Source organism: Kitasatospora xanthocidica, assembly GCF_014656195.1.
GTDB lineage: Bacteria > Actinomycetota > Actinomycetes > Streptomycetales > Streptomycetaceae > Kitasatospora > Kitasatospora xanthocidica.
Genome location: NZ_BNBY01000013.1, coordinates 159,386 through 175,655, shown reverse-complemented (window position 1 = coordinate 175,655; position 16,270 = coordinate 159,386). Strand labels below are relative to the sequence as shown.

8 protein-coding genes are annotated in these 16,270 nt (G+C 75.6%); 2 read left to right on the top strand and 6 right to left on the bottom strand.

Translation table 11 applies throughout. The features are described 5' to 3' along the window. Positions 1-321 precede the first annotated feature (321 nt). Positions 322-1,284: a hypothetical protein gene (locus IE332_RS23285; RefSeq protein ID WP_189919697.1), complete on the top strand. Its 963-nt coding sequence runs from the start codon at positions 322-324 to the stop codon at positions 1,282-1,284. A gap of 755 nt (positions 1,285-2,039) precedes the next feature. Here IE332_RS23285 and IE332_RS23280 read toward each other — a convergent pair. The 4 genes from IE332_RS23280 to IE332_RS23265 all read right to left on the bottom strand — a co-directional run bounded on the left by IE332_RS23280 (position 2,040) and on the right by IE332_RS23265 (position 8,857). Next, positions 2,040-3,299 (bottom strand): S8 family serine peptidase, encoded by a 1,260-nt coding sequence (locus IE332_RS23280; protein WP_189919694.1) that lies wholly within the window; start codon positions 3,297-3,299, stop codon positions 2,040-2,042. Continuing rightward, positions 3,296-6,661, bottom strand: a complete 3,366-nt coding sequence (locus tag IE332_RS23275) for a right-handed parallel beta-helix repeat-containing protein (RefSeq protein WP_189919692.1) — start codon at positions 6,659-6,661, stop codon at positions 3,296-3,298. The genes IE332_RS23280 and IE332_RS23275 overlap by 4 nt, the downstream gene beginning before the upstream one ends. Before the next feature lie 125 nt (positions 6,662-6,786). Then, positions 6,787-8,340 carry a hypothetical protein gene (locus IE332_RS23270; RefSeq protein ID WP_189919690.1) on the bottom strand — a complete coding sequence of 518 codons (1,554 nt, stop codon included), beginning with the start codon at positions 8,338-8,340 and terminating at the stop codon, positions 6,787-6,789. Positions 8,341-8,419: 79 nt separating this feature from the next. Continuing rightward, positions 8,420-8,857: a hypothetical protein gene (locus tag IE332_RS23265; RefSeq protein ID WP_189919688.1), complete on the bottom strand. Its 438-nt coding sequence runs from the start codon at positions 8,855-8,857 to the stop codon at positions 8,420-8,422. Between the two features lie 96 nt (positions 8,858-8,953). Here IE332_RS23265 and IE332_RS23260 point away from each other — a divergent pair, with 96 nt between their 5' ends. Then, complete coding sequence (locus IE332_RS23260) at positions 8,954-9,643, top strand: DUF6308 family protein (protein WP_189919686.1); 690 nt, start codon at positions 8,954-8,956, stop codon at positions 9,641-9,643. 23 nt (positions 9,644-9,666) lie between these two features. Here the strand turns inward: IE332_RS23260 and IE332_RS23255 are convergent, their stop codons facing one another. After that, on the bottom strand, positions 9,667-12,120 hold the full coding sequence (locus IE332_RS23255; protein WP_189919684.1) for a hypothetical protein: 2,454 nt from the start codon (positions 12,118-12,120) through the stop codon (positions 9,667-9,669). Beyond that, the gene (gene eccCa / locus IE332_RS23250) at positions 12,120-16,082 is read right to left on the bottom strand and encodes a type VII secretion protein EccCa (RefSeq protein ID WP_229928844.1); all 3,963 of its coding nucleotides are present in this window, start codon (positions 16,080-16,082) and stop codon (positions 12,120-12,122) included. Before eccCa ends, IE332_RS23255 begins: the two co-directional genes overlap by 1 nt. Positions 16,083-16,270: the final 188 nt, after the last annotated feature.

The following is a 16,270-nucleotide window of genomic DNA, read 5'->3' as shown; positions in this document are numbered from 1 at the left end:
CGGTGCCCCTCCCCCGTCCCGATCCCGGGACTCACGCTCGTTCGACCTCGATGGCACCCGACGGGCGCCGGGTGCCACCGGACGACGGTACCGAGCGGTAGCCGGTCGAGCAGGGGAATTGGCGCGGCCCGGCCGTACCGGCGGCCGCGCGGCCCGGCCTCCCGGTACGACGAGGGGCGCCCGGTGCGCCCTGCCCAGCTCAACGGGCCCACCACCACCGGCGGTTCAGGTGAACCGGAACGACTCCTTCGACCGTAGTCCCGGCTGTACGGGACGACCGGAGGCGCCGGTCCGACCCGGCACGGACCGGGAGGTCAGGCGATGGCGTTCACCGACGGCACCCCCGGCACGGGCACCGGCACGAACACCGGCACCCCGGCCGCCCCCGACTACTCCCCCGCCGCCTGGCCCGAACCCGTCGAACTACGGCCCCGCCCCGCCCTCGACCCACTCGGCACCGTCCTGATCCCCGCCCCCGAACGGCAGCTGTTCACCCGCGGCCCCGGCCTCCCCGAGGCACACCCCGCACCGGCCGCCCCCGCCCCGGTGGCCTGGCCACCGCCCGTCCACCGCGCGCCCACCGTCCCCCGCACCACCACCTTGCACGCCCGCCGGCTGCCCCTCCCCGGCGGCGGGACACGGCACCGGCACCTCCTCGACCGCATCCGGGTACCGCTGCGCGCCTGCCACCGGATCGCCGTCCTCGGCAGCCCCGCCGAAGGCCTCACCACCGTCCTCGGCGCCCTCCTCGCCGAACACCGCGCCGACCAGGTCCTCGTCCTCCTCCCCGGCAGCCCGCCCCCGGCGGCGGGGCACGGCACCGGCGGCCGGCTCGTCGTGCACGCCGTACCACCGGACCCCGCCTCCTTCCCCGGCACCCTCACCGAACTCAGCGGCCACTACCCCGTCATCCTCACCGACACCACCACCTCACCCGTGGACCTGCGACCGCCCGCCGTCGGACTCGCCGACCAGCTCGTCCTCTGCGAACCCGCCACCCCCACCGGCGCCCGCAACGCCGACGCCCTCCTCGCCCACCTCACCGCCCTCGGCCACCACGGCCTGGTCCACGGCGCGGCCACCGTCTTCACCCCCGCCCCGCCCACCGACCACCCCCTCGCCGCCCGCGACCTCCTCCCCCACTTCCGCGCCCGCTGCCGCGGCGCCGTCCTCCTCCCGCCCCACACCCCGGCCGACCCCGCCACCCTCCGCCCCCGAACCCGCACCGGCTACCTCGAACTCGCCGCCCTCATCGGCGACGCCATCGCCGACCGCCACCCCTGACTCCGCCCACGGTCGCCTGAGGCGCCGGCGGACGGCGGACGGCGGACGGCGGACGGCGGACGGCAACGAATCACCACATCTCACCGTCCCTCAGCCCGACCCCGAGCCGGGCAGAGGAGGTCCACAGGACGGACACCCCCTCAGCCCGCACCACAAGCCCCGACAGACACCAGCCGCGACAGGCCACCAGCCCTCCTCCACCCGCCACGGATGCCGGCCCCGCAGCAGCCCCCTCCTCATCCGTCATCCGCCCGGACCGGGCCCCATGCGGACACCCCAGCCCTCCTCCCGTGCCGGCCCCGCCGCTGCCGCCGGGCCCGGCGGCAGCGGCGGCGACCAGAGCCGCAGCGGCGAGGAAACAAGGGTGATGCCGGCGGCTTGGGAAGAGGCGGCACTGGCCGGGCGCGCCAGAGGGCAGGGCGAAGGCGCCGCTATGGGGACAGGTCAGTGGGGGCCGGGTCGGTAGAGCAGGTGGCGGCGACGACCAGGACCGCAGCGGCAAGGGCGGCGGGAGCAATGGCGCCAGCGGAACGGGGCCGGCACCCGCCAAGCGGGCGCCCCCTCAACCGTCCTCCCCCTGCCTCGGGCGGCGGCCGCCGTGGCGAGGAAGGCAAGGGCGACGGTGGCGGCTTGGGTCGGGGCGGTGCTGCCGGGGGCATGGCAAGGGTGGTGCGGTGACGGCCGGGTCGGTAGGGCAGGTGAGGGCGGCGAGGGCGGCCGGAACGGGCCGTCCGCCCGCCGGGCGGACCGGACCCTCAGTGCTCCTCCGCGCGGCCCGGGCGCCAGTTGCGGCGGCGGGCGCGGGGGGTGATGGCGGCTGCGGCGGCGATGAGGGCGGCTGTGGCGAGGGAGGTGAGGGCGATGGTGGCGGCTTGGGTGGGGGCGGTGCTGGTGGGGCGGGCCGGGGGCATGGCGAGGGTGGCCGGGGTGGGGGGCGGGGTGGTGGGGGCCGGGTCGGTGAGGCGGGTGACGGCGGCGATGGGGTCGACGGTGCCGTAGCCGTACTGCGGGTCGGTGCTGTGGTAGGCGGTGGATTCGAGGCGGCGGGTCAGTTCGTCGACGGTGAGGGTGGGGCGGTAGCCGAGGGCGAGGGCGGCGGTGGCGGCGACGAAGGCGGTGGCGAAGCTGGGGCCGACGCCGGTGTAGTAGCCGCCGGGGGTGGGGCCGGGGCCGGTGACGGCGTCGCCGGGGGCGGTGAGGTCGACGCGGCCGCCGACCGGGACGGCCGAGGCGCCGTCGGCGAGGGCGCCGCCGGGGGCGAGGTCGCGGACGGCGAGGACCTCGGGGTAGGCCGCCGGGTAGGCGGGTCCGGGTTTGGCGCCGGTCTGTGCGGTGTCGGCGGGTGGGGTGTCGGGTGCGGCCGGGGCGACGATGAGTGCGCCCTTGGCCCGGGCCGCCTTGACCGCGCCGGCCAGGGCGTCGTTGCCGGTGGGCAGGGCGATGCCGACGGTGATGATCCGGGCGCCGCGGTCGGCGGCGGCCGTGATCCCCTGGGCGAGCAGGTCGGGTGTGCCGACGCCGGCCTCGTTGGTGACCGAGACGGCGAGGATCCTGGCGCGCGGTGCGAGCCCGGCGAAGCCGGTGCCTTCGCGCTGGTCGGCGGCGATCAGGCCGGCCAGGAAGGTGCCGTGGCCGACGCAGTCCTGGGTCGGGTCGGCGCCGCCGGGGAGCGGGGCGTGGTCGAGGCGGCCGGTGAGCAGGCCGCCGCCGTCCTTGACGCCGGAGCCGAGGACGGCGACGGTGACGCCTTCGCCGCGGCTGAGCGGCCACACCCGTTCGGGGCGCAGGAAGGTCTGCGGCCAGGGGACGAGCTGGGTGCCCTTGGCGGACGGCGGCAGGCAGCCGGCGGGTCTGCCGCCGGGGTCGCGCCGCTGCTGGGTGACGCCGGGCAGGGCGTCGGGGGTGTCGGCGGCGGCCGCGGTGCCCGCGGTCGGCAGCAGCAGCGCGGCGGCGAGCGCCACAGCGGCGGCCCGGGCAGGGGCAGTGGCCCTGGCGGTGGCGGCGGTGTCCCTCACCCGAAGCTGCCGATCCGCTCGACCGGGATGTCCTGCGGCAGCAGGAGGCTGAGTTCGTCGAGGTCCGCGATGTCGAGCCGGGACAGCCGTCCGGCCTGGCGGGTGATCATCGCTTCCAGGACCTGCCGGGCGAACCGCCCGTTGCCGAAGGAGCGGTCGCGCGGGACGGCGGCGAACAGGGTGCCGAGCGCGGCCAGGGTCTCCGGGGTGCAGCTGTACCCGGCGGTCTCGGCCTGCAGCCGGACGATGGTGACGAGTTCGTCGTCCGCGTAGTGGTCGAAGGTGATCTCCCGGGAGAACCGGGAGGCCAGGCCGGGGTTGGAGGCGAGGAAGCCGCGCATCTCCTCCTGGTAACCGGCCACGATGACGACGACCTCGTCGCGGTGGTCCTCCATCAGTTTCATCAGGGTGTCGACGGCTTCCTGGCCGAAGTCGCCGCCGGCGCCGTTGCGGGGTGTCAGGGTGTAGGCCTCGTCGATGAAGAGCACGCCGCCGCGGGCGCGTTCGAAGGCGTCCCGGGTGAGCTGGGCGGTGTGGCCGATGTAGCGGCCGACGAGGTCGGCGCGGGCGGTCTCGATGAGCTGGCCGGCGGGCAGTACGTCGAGTTCGGCGAGGAGTTCGCCGTAGAGCCGGGCGACGGTGGTCTTGCCGGTGCCGGGCGGGCCGGAGAAGACCAGGTGGTGGCTGATGGTGGCGGCGGGCAGGCCGGCTTCGACGCGGCGGCGGGTCTGCCGGGTGAGGTTGACGAGGTCCTCGACCTGTTCCTTGGCGGCGGCGAGGCCGACCATGGCGCGCAGCCGGTCGAGCAGGCCGGGTTCGTCGGACTTGCCGTTGCCGGCGACGGCCGCGGCGGCCTGTTCGCCGACGTCGGCGGGCAGCAGCTGGGTGAGGGCGTCGTTGTCGAAGTGTTCGAGTACGGCGAGCCGGGAGGCCTGCCGGTCGACCATCTCCTCGAACACCTTGCGGGCGGCCCGGCCGTTGCCGAAGTCGGCGCCCTTGGGCATCCGTTCGAAGTGGACGGCGAGCGCCTCGCGGGTGCCTTCGGCGAGTTCGTAGCCGTGGCCGCCGGCGTTGTGTTCGACGATGGTGGTGAGTTCGTCGACGCTGTAGTTCTGGAATTCGACGGTCCGGCTGAAGCGGGAGGCCAGGCCCGGGTTGGAGGCGAGGAACTCGCGGATCTCGGCCTCGTACCCGGCGACGATCACCACCAGGTCCTCGCGGTGGTCCTCCATCAGTTTGACCAGGGTGTCGATGGCCTCGCGGCCGAAGTCGGGGCCGGTGCCGCCGGATCCGGCGGACAGGGTGTACGCCTCGTCGATGAACAGCACGCCGCCGAGGGCCTCCTTGACGACCTCGGTGGTCTTCAGGGCGGTCCCGCCGATGATGGAGGCGACGAGGTCGGCGCGGGCGACCTCGACCAGGTGGCCGCTGCGCAGCACGCCGAGTTCGGCGAGGATGGCGCCGTAGAGCCGGGCGACGGTGGTCTTGCCGGTGCCGGGCGGGCCGGCGAAGACCAGGTGCCGGCTCATCGGGAGGGCGGGCAGGCCGGCCTGTTCGCGGCGCCGGGCCAGCTTGTTGAGGTTGACGAGGGTGGCGACCTGCTCCTTGACGCCGTCCAGCCCGACCAGGGTCTGCAGGACGGCCTGCGGGCCCTGCGGTCCGGGGTCGGCGGGTGCGGGCGTGGCCGTCCCGTCGGCGGGCTCGGTCCCGCCGTCAGCGGTGGCGGCGGTGCCGGGCGCGGCGGCGGCGACGGCCGCGGACCCGTGGGCGTCGGGCGACCGGTTGTCCCGGCTGTCGAGGTTCTCGATCGCGAGCCGGTCGCTCGGCTCGGTCTGCCGCAGCCCGGCGCCCTGGTTCTCGGCGGTCAGGCAGTCGGTGAGCCGGACGGGCTCCGCGGTTTCGGAGCGCAGCCCGTCCACGGTGTTGTCGGTGAGCTGGCAGGAGGTGAGCGTGGCGCGGGCGCCGCCCGTCAGATGGAGTCCGTGGCGGCGGTTGGTCCGCAGCCGGGAGCGGGTGGCGGTGAGTTCGCCGCCGCGTTCGACGCTGGCGCCGTCGAAGGCGTTCTCGGTGGATTCGACGTCGCGCAGGGTGGCGACGCCCTCGGGGCCGACCGAGACGCCGCAGGACTTGCTGCCGCGCACCTGGCTGCCGCCGAGGTAGGTGTTGGCGCCGTCGCTGATCCGCACGCCGTGCTGCCCGGAGTCGAGCACGGTGGCGTCCTCGATCCGGCCGCGCCCGTCGCGCAGCACCTCGATGCCGTGGCCGCCGGCGGCGGTGACGGTGGTGCGGCGCAGCAGCGGGTTGGCGCCCTCGCGCACCACGATGCCGGTGCCGGCCGCGTCGCGGACCTCCAGCCGGTCGAACTCGGCGGCGCTCTCCCCGGTGAGTTCGACGCCGTCGGTCTCGGCGTCGCGCACCACGGCCCGGACCAGGCCGGGGCCGGCGGACTCGCCGACGTGGATGCCGACCTGGGCGGGGGCGGTGACCTCGCAGTCCTCGAAGGTGCCGCGGGAGCGGCCGGTGATGTGCAGGCCCTGGCCCTGGGGTCGGACGGCGCGGCAGCGGCGCAGCAGCGGGTCGGTGCCGTTGGTGAGCACGTAGCCGTGGCCGCGGACGGCGGTGACGGTGCAGTCCTCCAGGACGACCCGGGCGGTGGAGCCGATGAACACGCCGAGGGCGCTGTCGCGGATCTCGGTGCGCAGCAGGCGCGTGGTGCTCTGCTCCTCCAGGGCCACGGCGGGCTTGTCGGTGGCGGAGATCTCGCAGTCCTCGATCACGCCGCGCGCCTCGCCGTTGGCGCAGACGCCGTTGCCGCGGGCGTCGCGCAGCACGCAGCGCCGTACGGTCGGGTTGGCCCGCTCGCCGATCACCAGGGCGGAGGTGCCCAGGTGCTCGATGACGCTGTCCTCGATGACGCTGGTGCCGGTGGAGGTCTCGACCAGTCCGGCGCCGGCCGGGTTGACCACCCGGCAGCCGCGCATGGCGAGTTCGCCCTGCTGGCGGGTGAGCACGGCGGTCCACGCGTTGCCGGCCACCTCGCAGTCCTGGAGGGCGAGTTGGCCGCGCGGGACGTCGACGGCGGGCAGTTCGTCGTCCTGCCCCTGGAGCACCAGTCCGGTCAACTGGACGGCTTCGGTGAGCACCTGGACGACCGAGCCGCGTCTGGGACTGATCCGCACACTGCCCCGGACGTCCTCGGCGGTGATGCTCACCACCTTGGTGAGGACCAGGTTCTCGTCGTAGCGGCCGGGGCGTACGGAGATCACCGCGCCGCTGCGGGCGGCCTGGAGGGCTTCACCGATCGTGCGGTAGGAGCCGGGCTCCCGCTGCTCCGCGCAGACCGTCAGCACCGGGCGCGACATGCCTGGGGTTCCCTTCGTCGTGGGGCGTGGTGGTTCTCCGCCGTCCGGCCGGGGTGGTTCCCGGCCGGTGTGCGGGCGTGCGGGTCGGACCGGGTCGGACCAGGTCAAACGTGGTCGGACCGGCGTCAGGGCGTGCAGGTGGCCCGGACGGCACTGGCGGCGTGGTGGGCGCCGGCGGCGGCGCCCCAGTCGATGCCGCGGTCGTGCAGGGTGAGGGAGATCGGACCGCGGTAGGTGAACGGCCCCTTGGTCACCCAACTTCCCTGACTGGCCGTCTGGTTGATGGTGAAGGAACCGGCCGAGCCACCGCCGCTCTGCACCGTGTAGTAGCTCGGATTGCCGCCGACCTGCTTGAGGTTGCCACTGGCCGGGATGTAGACGGCCAGGGTGCAGCTGGTGACCTTGTCCAGGGTGAAGCTCCAGACCACCGAGTTGCCCTTGTCGTTGCCGTCACCGGACATCGGCATCGCGGCGTAGGTGCCGTTGCATCCCTCGCCGCTGTAGCCGCCGGAGTAGTTGCGCCAGCCCTTGTCGCCGTCGTCGTACCAGCCGTTGGTGCGGTACCCGCCGCAGTACGGGCCGGCGATCGCGGTGACCGGCGCCGGCGGCTTGGCGGCCACCGGCGGCGGGGCCGGGTTCTGGGCGCCGGCCGGCGGCGGGGCGGGGTTCTGGGCCCCGGCCGGCGGCGGCGTCGGCTGGCTGGGGGCGGGCTTGGTGCCGCCCGCGGCGGCGCCACCGCTCGCGGCGGCCCCCGAACCGCCCTGGGCCTGACCGGTCCCGGCAGCGGAACTCCCGGCGCCCGTACCGGTGTTGACCGCTCCCTTGGCGGGCTGCGCGGCGCCGCCGCCCCCGCCCGACGCGCCGCCCCCGGAGGCGGAGCCGCCGGAGCCGTTGGGCACCGAGCCCGGCTGGTCACCCGGCGCGGAGGAGGCCGCACCGGCGTCCACCGGCGGCACGACCGCCCCCGGCTGCCCGTCCGGGGCGGGGGTGCCCGCGCCGCCGGTGCCGCCGTGCTCGTCGTACCCGGGCACGAAGCCGTTGCCGCCGTCCCCGCCGCCCTGCCCGAACCCGGGCGGAGCGTCGGCCTGGGCGGGCCCCTTCTTGTGGTCGTTGCCGCCGAGCTGGGTCACCACCACCGAGGCGCCCACCAGCACCAGGCCCACGGCGACGGCCGCCGCGATCATCGGACGGGAGACCCGCCCGGGCCGCGGGCCGGGGTCCGTACCGGACTCGCCGGCCGGCTCGGCGACCACGGTGGCGGCCAGCGCCTCGGGCGTGGCGGCGGCGGGCGACACCGTGACGGCCGCGGCGGCGGGTACGGGGGGTGCGGCGGGTGCGGCCGACGGGGTGGCCGGCGGCGCGACCGGGGTCGCGGACGCGCGCTCGGCCGGCTTGCCGCCCTCGGTCCGGGCCGGATTCTCCGTCGGCGTCCCGGCAGGCTTCCCGGCCGGCTTCCCGGTCTCGGCGGCCTTCTCGGCCCTGGTCCCCGTCCCCGTCCCGCCGGGGGCCGCCGCCTGCGCGGGCAGCACCACGGTCGGGGCCCCCGGGGCCGCGGCCGTCTCCGCGGCGGAGGCCGTCTCCGTGGACTCCTCCTCGGCAGCCAGAGCCCAGTTCACCGCCGGAAGCCGGAAGCCGGACGGCTCCCGCCCCGGCTCGCCGCGCTGCTCCTCGCCCACCATGCATCCCCTGTGTTCGACGACACTCCTGTGGGGAGCTACGGCCGGACGGCCCCGATCGGTTCAGCCGGGTCCTGGACGTTCAGCTTCCGACCGTCCAGACCGGTTCCTCGGTCTCCTCCGGCGGGGTCAGCACGAAGGACACCGCCCGCTCCAGCACCGCCGGTTCGGGCTCCGCCCACGGGCCGTCACCCTGGGCGCGGACGTGCGCGAGCAGCTCCGGGTCGGGCGCCAGCCCGTACTCCTCCAGGTAGTACGTCACCGTGTCGGTCCAGATCCACCGGCCGTCGGTGCGGAAGCCCATCGGCACGACACCCCGCCGGTCCGGCTCGACCACGTCGTCCATCAGCATCGTGGTCAGCAGCACCGCCGCGCCGGTCCGCAGGTAGCGGGCGACGGCCTCGCGCTCCTCCCCGGGCTCCAGCCGCGGCCGGTCCGGCGCGAAGCCCGGCCCGGTCACCGGGTCCACGACGTCGAACACCGCCGCCAGCCGGAACCCGTCCCGCACCGTCTCGGTCATCCCGCGCTCCTCCTGCCGAACTCTTCCCTACGCTACGTCCCACGGACGGTCCGGGGTCCGGGGTTCACCGGGCCGGGCACGAGGAGGGAGCCGTCGATGACGGGACTGTGGATCCCGGAGGTCTACCGGGACCGCGAGGAGTCCCTGCGGCTGCTGCGGACGTACTTCACCCGACGCCGGGAGCGGGGCGACCTGTGGTACTCCGGCGCGCACTTCGAGCGGCTCGACGGCGGCGGCGACCGGGCCGGGGTGGCGGACCGCTTCACCGCCGACGACCTGGTCGCCGTCACCATGCTGAGCGTCCAGGTGAAACCGCACGGCGCGGTCGATCTGCTCACCGACCCCGAGGGCCACTGGCACCGGCTGCTGTCGGCGATCCCCCGCGGCGCCCGCCTGGAGGACCCCGCCTCCGACGCCCTGGTGGCACCGGGCGGCCCGGCCTGGGAGCTCTGGGAACGGCTCGCCGACCCGGCGAAGACGTACCCCGCCAAACCCGACGGCGGCGGCCCGGTCGTCGCGGGCAAGCTGCTGGCCCGCAAACGCCCGCACCTCGTCCCGGTCTACGACGAGCGGATCAAGGCGCTCTTCCGGCGGCCCCGGACGGACCGCACCTTCTGGGCCGACCTGGCCGCCGCCCTCCGCGCCGACGGCGGCGCGTTCCGGGCCGACCTGGCGGAGGTGCGCGCCGAGGCCGGGATCGGCGAGGAGATCGGCGTCCTGCGGGTCCTGGACGTCATCGGCTGGATGCACCAGGGCGAACGGGAGCGCGCGGCCGGAGCCCATTGACGGCTCCGGCCCGGGCGCGACCGTCAGTTCGGCCCCGCGCCCAGGTCCAGCAGGTAGCGGGAGGGGTCGGCGGGACGGACGCGGTCGGCGGGGGCGACGGCGTCGCGGCGGGCGAGCCAGGTGCGGAGGCGGTCGGGGCCCGGGCGGACCCCGCCGATCTCGTGCAGCAGGACCCGGGCCGGCTGCCCGCTGTCCGGGTCGGGCGGCTGGACGTCGATCACCTCGAACTCCGTTCCCGGGGCGAAGATCACGGTCGGCGGGTCGCCCGGCTCGCCGAAGGCCGAGCTGCGGCGGCCGCCGACGGACCAGATGGCGAACTCGATCCCGGCGTCCTCGCCGAAGTCCGCCCCCGGCGCCGCCAGGCCGGTCACCGGCGCCCGCTCGGTCACCACCGCACCGGGGGTGTACGCGGCGAGGTCGCACCCCTCGGCCGGGCCGCCGACCAGCACGCCGCCGTAGTGGCTCGGCAGCCGCCGCAGGCCGGCGGCCAGGCAGCGCAGGTACGGGCCGAAGCGGCCCGGTGCACCGGAGCGGGCCGCCGCCAGGAGCTCGGCACGGGGGGCCAGCGGGGTGCAGTCGCCGTGCTGGAGCAGGACGGCGACCAGTTCGGGCCGCGGGTCGCCGGACTCCGTACGGGAGCGGAGGCTCGGCAGCCGGGTGGCGACGTCCTCGGCCCGCCGCGCGAGCCGCTGGTAGGCGGGGCCGAGCTGGGCGACCAGCGCCCCGCGGTCCTGCCCCGGGGTGGCGGGCGCCTCGGCCACCGGCGGCTCGGGCGCGGCGGGTACGGGGTCGGGCTGGGGGTCGGGCTCCGGTTCGGGTTCCGGCTCGGGTTCGATGACCGGGTCGGGTTCAGGCTCTGGCTCGGGTTCGACGACCGGCTCGGGCTCGGCTTCGGGTTCGACGACCGGTTCGGGCTCGGCTTCGGGTTCGACGACCGGCTCGGGCTCGACCCCGACCGCCTGCTCCGGCTCCTCGACGGCAGCGGGTTCCTCGGCAGCCACCGGGCGGGGCTCCGCGGGCACCTCCTCGTACTGCCCGCCGGAGGTCGCCACGGTCACGGCGGGCGTCGGTGCGGCCACCACCTCGGGCTCGGGCTCCACCTCGGGCTCCGGCTCGGGTCCAGGCTCAGGCTCGGGTTCAGGCTCAGGCTCCGGCTCGGGCTCGGGTACGGCCTCAAGGGCAGGCACCGGTTCGGGCTCCGCCTCAAGCACCGGCTCCGCCTCCACCCCCGCCCAGTCCAGCCCGTACAGCCGCGCGCAGAACCGCCCCACCGCCCCGGACTCGACGTCCAGGGTTCCGGCGACGGCGAGGGCGAGCCGCGCCGTGCCGTGGGGCAGGGCGCCGAGGAGGGTGCCGAGGTGGTCCCAGAGCGTTTCGGGGACGGGGCGGCCGGGGGCGCCGATGACGAGCACCGGCTGGGCGGGGTCGGGGCGGCGCAGGCGCGGGCCGCGGTCGGGGGTGGCTTCGGGCCGGAGCCACAGGCCGGCGGCGACGGCTTCCAGTTCCCAGCCGGGGAAGGCCGGGTAGCGGGCCGGGCCGGGTGCCGGGGGGAGGTCGGGGCGGGTGCGCCAGCCGGTGGCGGTGACGGTGCGGTCGCTCGGGCGGGCGACGAGTTCGGTGAGGTACGGTTCCCAGCCTTCGGCGCCGTCCGGGCCCAGGTGGACGTTGCGGGTGCCGACCGGGCCGTTGCGGACGGGGAGGCCGACGGCCGCGCGCACCTCCTGGCGCAGGGTGGCGGACAGGACGGCGACCAGTTCGACCAGCCGGACCGGGTCGGCCCAGGGCGCGCTGAGGGTCAGCCGCCGGTCGGGCTTCCCCGCGGCGGTCTGCAACAGTGCGGCGGCGTTGGCGAGTTGGGGGCCGCTGGGGAGTGGTCCGGCGGGCTCGCCGAGGACGAGCAGCAGGGTGTCGCCGGGTGCGGCGGCCCGGTCCAGTACGGCGGGCCGTTCCGCTCCGACGGCGGCTTCGGTGATCCAGTACGCGCCGCCGGCGAGCGGGGTGACGGTCGCGGCGGCGGGCCAGTGCGGGCCGAGCGGCGCGGTGGCGCCGCCGGGCGGGCAGCGCCACCAGGTGCCGTCGACGGCCGGGAGCGTGCCGTCCGCCTCGACGCTGATCACCGTGTCCGGCGCGATGACGGTCAGTCCGCTGCGCTTGGCGAGCAGTTCGGCGGGCCGTCGGCCGTCGGGTCCGGGCGCGGCGAGTCCGGAGGCGGCGAGCACCAGTGCCTCGGCGCCCCGTTCGCGCGCCGCCCGGGCGAGTTCGTCGAGTGAGGCCAGCAGGACGGGTGCCGCGTCGGCGGCGGCGGCGAGCAGCAGCAGCGCCCGCGGTTCGGCCCGGACGGGCTCCAGTGCCTCGGCCAGTCCGGCGGCCTCGGCACCGGGCGGCGCGATGACGTAGTGCGGTCCGAGCGCCCGCAGCGTCGAGCCGCCGGTCGCGGGAGCCGAGCCGCCGGTCGCGGGGGTCGTGGCGGTGGTCATCAGCCCTCCTCCCCGAGGTGTCCGGTCTGCACCTGGACGGTGCGCCGCCGGGTGATGTACAGCCCTCGCCCGGCCGGGAGCTGCCGGGGCTTGAGGTTGCCGAAGAGGTAGCCCTCCGAGGGCGGGCAGGACATCAGCAGCGAGGGCGAGTTGACTTCCTGGAGCTTGCGCAGCAGCGGGTCGGAGAGGGCGCGGCCGATGCCGTTGGCGCCGCGGGCGACGACCAGGTGGAGGCCGATCTCGGCGCCCTGGGCGAGGTCTTCCAGCAGGGCGGCGAAGGGGTGGTTGCCGCCGGTGGAGCCGACCAGGTCGTAGTCGTCGACGAGGATGAAGAGTTCGGGGCCGGTCCACCAGTCGCGCAGTTTGAGCCGGGCGGGTGTGATGTCGGCGGGCGGGATGCGGTTCTTCATCGCCCGGGACGCGCCGTCGACGATCTGGCGGAGCTTGTCGACGGCCACCGCGTAGCCGAGCCGGTACTCCTCGGGGACGGCGTCGTACAGGCCGCGCCGGTAGTCGACCAGCATGATCCGCGCTTCGGCGGGGGTGTAGGCGGTGGTGATGGCGTTGATCATCAGCCGCAGCAGGTTGGTCTTGCCGGACTCGCTGTCGCCGACCACCAGCAGGTGCGGGCTCTCCTCGAAGTCGTGCCACAGCGGGGAGACTTCGGTGTCCTCCAGTCCGATCGGGACGCGCAGCCGTCCTTCGGCGGCGGGGAGCCGGGCGGCGTCCAGGACCAGTGGCAGCATCCGGACCTCGGGGGCGCGCGGGCCGGTCCAGTGCGCGGCGACGGCGTCGACCAGGTCGGCGACGCCTTCGCCGAGGTCGTCGGTGCGGCCGGAGCCGTCGATCCGGGGCAGGGCGGTGAGGAAGTGCAGCTGCTCGTCGGTGAGGCCGCGGCCGGGCAGCTTGGGGACCTTGGCGGCGGCCCGCATGTTGATCACGGAGTCGATGGCGTCGCCGAGTCGCAGCTCGAAGCGGGTCTGCAGCTGGTCGCGCAGGCCGCCGGTGATCTCGCCCCACCTGGTGGTGGCCACCACCAGGTGGACGCCGTAGTTGAGGCCGCGCTGGGACATCAGGGTGAGCGGCTGGACGAGGTCGTTGAACTCCTGGCGCAGGGTGTTCCAGCCGTCGATGACCAGGAACACGTCGCCGTGGTGCTCGTCGGGCAGTTCACCGGCGGCCCGGCGGCGGCGGAAGGAGGCGACGGAGTCGATGCCGAGTTCGGCGAAGTACTGTTCGCGGCGGTTGATGACGGCGTTGACCTCGGCGACGGTGCGCAGCACCCGCTCGCCGTCGTGCCGGCCGGTGACGCCGCCGACGTGCGGCAGGCCGCGCAGGGCGGAGAGCGTGCCGCCGCCGAAGTCCAGGCAGTAGAACTGGACTTCGCGCGGGGTGTGGGTGAGGGCGAGGCCGGTGATCAGGCCGCGCAGCAGGGTGCTCTTGCCGCTCTGCGGGGCGCCGGCGATGCCGACGTGGCCGCCGGCGCCAGCGAGGTCGGCGGTGAGCAGGTCGCGCAGCTGGTGGAAGGGGCGGTCGACCACGCCGACGGGCAGTGCGAGGGTGCCGTGGCCGCTGGTGTCCTCGGTGGTGAGGCCGCGTTCGGGGTGCGGGACGAGCGGCGGCAGCAGTTCGTCGAGGGTGGGCGGGACGTCCAGCGGCGGCAGCCAGACCCGGTGGGCGGGCGGTCCGGCGTCGCGGAGCCGGTCGGCGGCGACTTCCAGCAGGGAGCCGGCGGAGACCTGCTCCTCCTCGGACTCCTCCTGGGCGACGGCCGGTTGGCGCGGCATCACGTAGTCGGTGCCGTAGGCGACGACCTGTCCGGCGATCGCGGCCTGCTGGGCGGCGCGGCGCTTGGGCCGGTACGGGCCGGAGACGTAGGCGGCCTTGAAGCGGGTGAGGGTGGAGATGTCGCTGCGCAGGAAGCCGTTGCCGGGCTGGGAGGGCAGCTGGTAGGCGTCGGGGACGCCGAGGACGCCGCGGCTCTCCATGGCGGAGAAGGTGCGCAGGCCGATCCGGTAGGACAGGTGGGACTCCAGCGCGCTCATCCGGCCCTCGTCGAGCCGCTGCGAGGCGAGCAGCAGGTGGACGCCGAGGGAGCGGCCGAGGCGGCCGATCATGATGAAGAGTTCCATGAAGTCCCGGTGCGCGGACAGCAGTTCGCTGAACTCGTCGACGACGACGAAGAGCGTGGGCAGCGGGCGCAGCGGGGTGCCGGCGGCGCGCGCGGTCTCGTAGTCCAGGAGCGAGGCGTAGCCGGCGTCGCGCAGCAGCTCCTGGCGGCGGACGAGTTCGCCGTGCAGGGCGTCGCGCATCCGGTCGACGAGGGAGGCCTCGTCGGCCAGGTTGGTGATCACCGCGGAGGTGTGCGGCAGGGTGTCGAGGCCGAGGAAGGTGGCGCCGCCCTTGAAGTCGACCAGGACGAAGTTGAGCACCTCGGAGGAATGGGTGACGGCCAGGGCGAGCACCAGGGTGCGCAGCAGTTCCGACTTCCCGGAGCCGGTGGCGCCGATCAGCATGCCGTGCGGGCCCATGCCGCCCTGGGCGGACTCCTTGAGGTCGAGGTCGACGGGGCGCCCGTCGGGGCCGAGTCCGAGCGGGACCCGCAGCCGCTGCGGGATGCCGCGCTGGGCCCAGAGCCCGTCGACGTCGTGGGCGTGCAGGTCGGGGATGCCGAGCAGGGCGGTGAGGTCGAAGTCGGTGGCGAGCGGTTCGGCGGAGTCGACGCCGTCGGCGATGCGGTAGCGGGCGAGCTGGGCGGCGAGGCGGGTCGCGGCGGGCAGGGTGAGCGCGTCGGGCCGGCCGAGGTCGGTGACGACGTCCTTGCGGTTGCGGTCGGAGCCGACCATGGTGAGCCGGCCGTCCTCGATCCGCAGCCGCAGGGTGGTGCGGCCGGGGCGCCACTCCAGGCTGTCGGAGAGGTCGATCAGGACGGCGTTGCGGTAGCCGGTGAGGGCGGCGCGGCTGCCGGTGTGCGCGCCGGGGCCGTCGAGGACCAGGACGGTGAAGGGTTCGTCGCGGTCGGGTACGGCGTCCGGTTCGAAGCCGGGGCGGCCGGTGAACTCCTCTCCGAGCAGCTGCTCGACCTCGCCGAGGCTGCCCGCGACCAGCCGGACCGGGCCGGCGCCGTCGGTGTCGGTCGGGTGCAGGGCGTGCGGCAGCCACTTGGCCCACTCCCAGTCGGCCCGCCGTTCGGCGTCGGTGACGACGGCGACGGCCAGCTCGTCCGGGCCGTGCACCACGGCGAGTTGGGCGAGCACGGCGCGCACCATGGCGCGGGCGGCGTCCGGGTCGTCGGAGCGCAGCAGCAGGTGGGCGAAGCCGCGCAGGTGGATGGCCATCGGCTGGTCGGCGAGCGTGCCGTAGGCGTGGATGAAGCGGCGCAGGGCGTGGGCGCAGAGCGGCTCCAGGTCCTCGACCGGCTTGGTGGCGAGCGGGGCGAGCGGGGTGGCCAGGCGCTGGGAGCCCAGGCCGATCCGGACGTCGCTGAAGTCCGGGTGGGCGGCCCGGCGTTCCCACAGCCGGCTGGTGCCGACCAGCGACCACAGCTCCTGCGGGGCGGGGTGGCGCCAGGCGAGCGCCTGCCGTTGGGCGTCGATCGAGCGGCGCACCTGGCGGCGCATCTGGGAGAGGTAGCGCAGGTAGTCGCGGCGCTCGGCGCGCAGCTGCTGCTTGCGGTCGCTGGAGCCGCGGATCAGCTGGGTGACCAGCATGCCGACGGCGGACAGCGCCATCATGCCCATCGCGACGTAGCTGAGCGCGCCGCCGCCGTCGCCGCTGCCCCCGGGGTGCAGGAACATGAAGACCATCGACAGCGAGCCGAGCGCCATCGGGACCATGCTGATCACGCTCGCCATGCCGCTCTGCTTCTCCGGCAGACCCGGCGGCTCCTGCAGCTGGATCTCGCCGTCCGGCATCTCGGGCCCCGGACGCCGGGGCGTCCGCTTGACCAGCACCACGCTCACTCAGGGACTCCTTACCGCCGGGACCGTTCCCTCTGGCTGACGGACGGCGTGGCGCGGGAGGTTCAGCGGGCGGCGGGCCGGTTTGAACGCGCCGCGCCGGACGAGCCGTTCAACGGGCGGGAACGCGCAGTGCGCAGAAGCGGTACGCGGAAGCAGTACGCGAAAGCAGTACGCCGAAGCAGTACGCC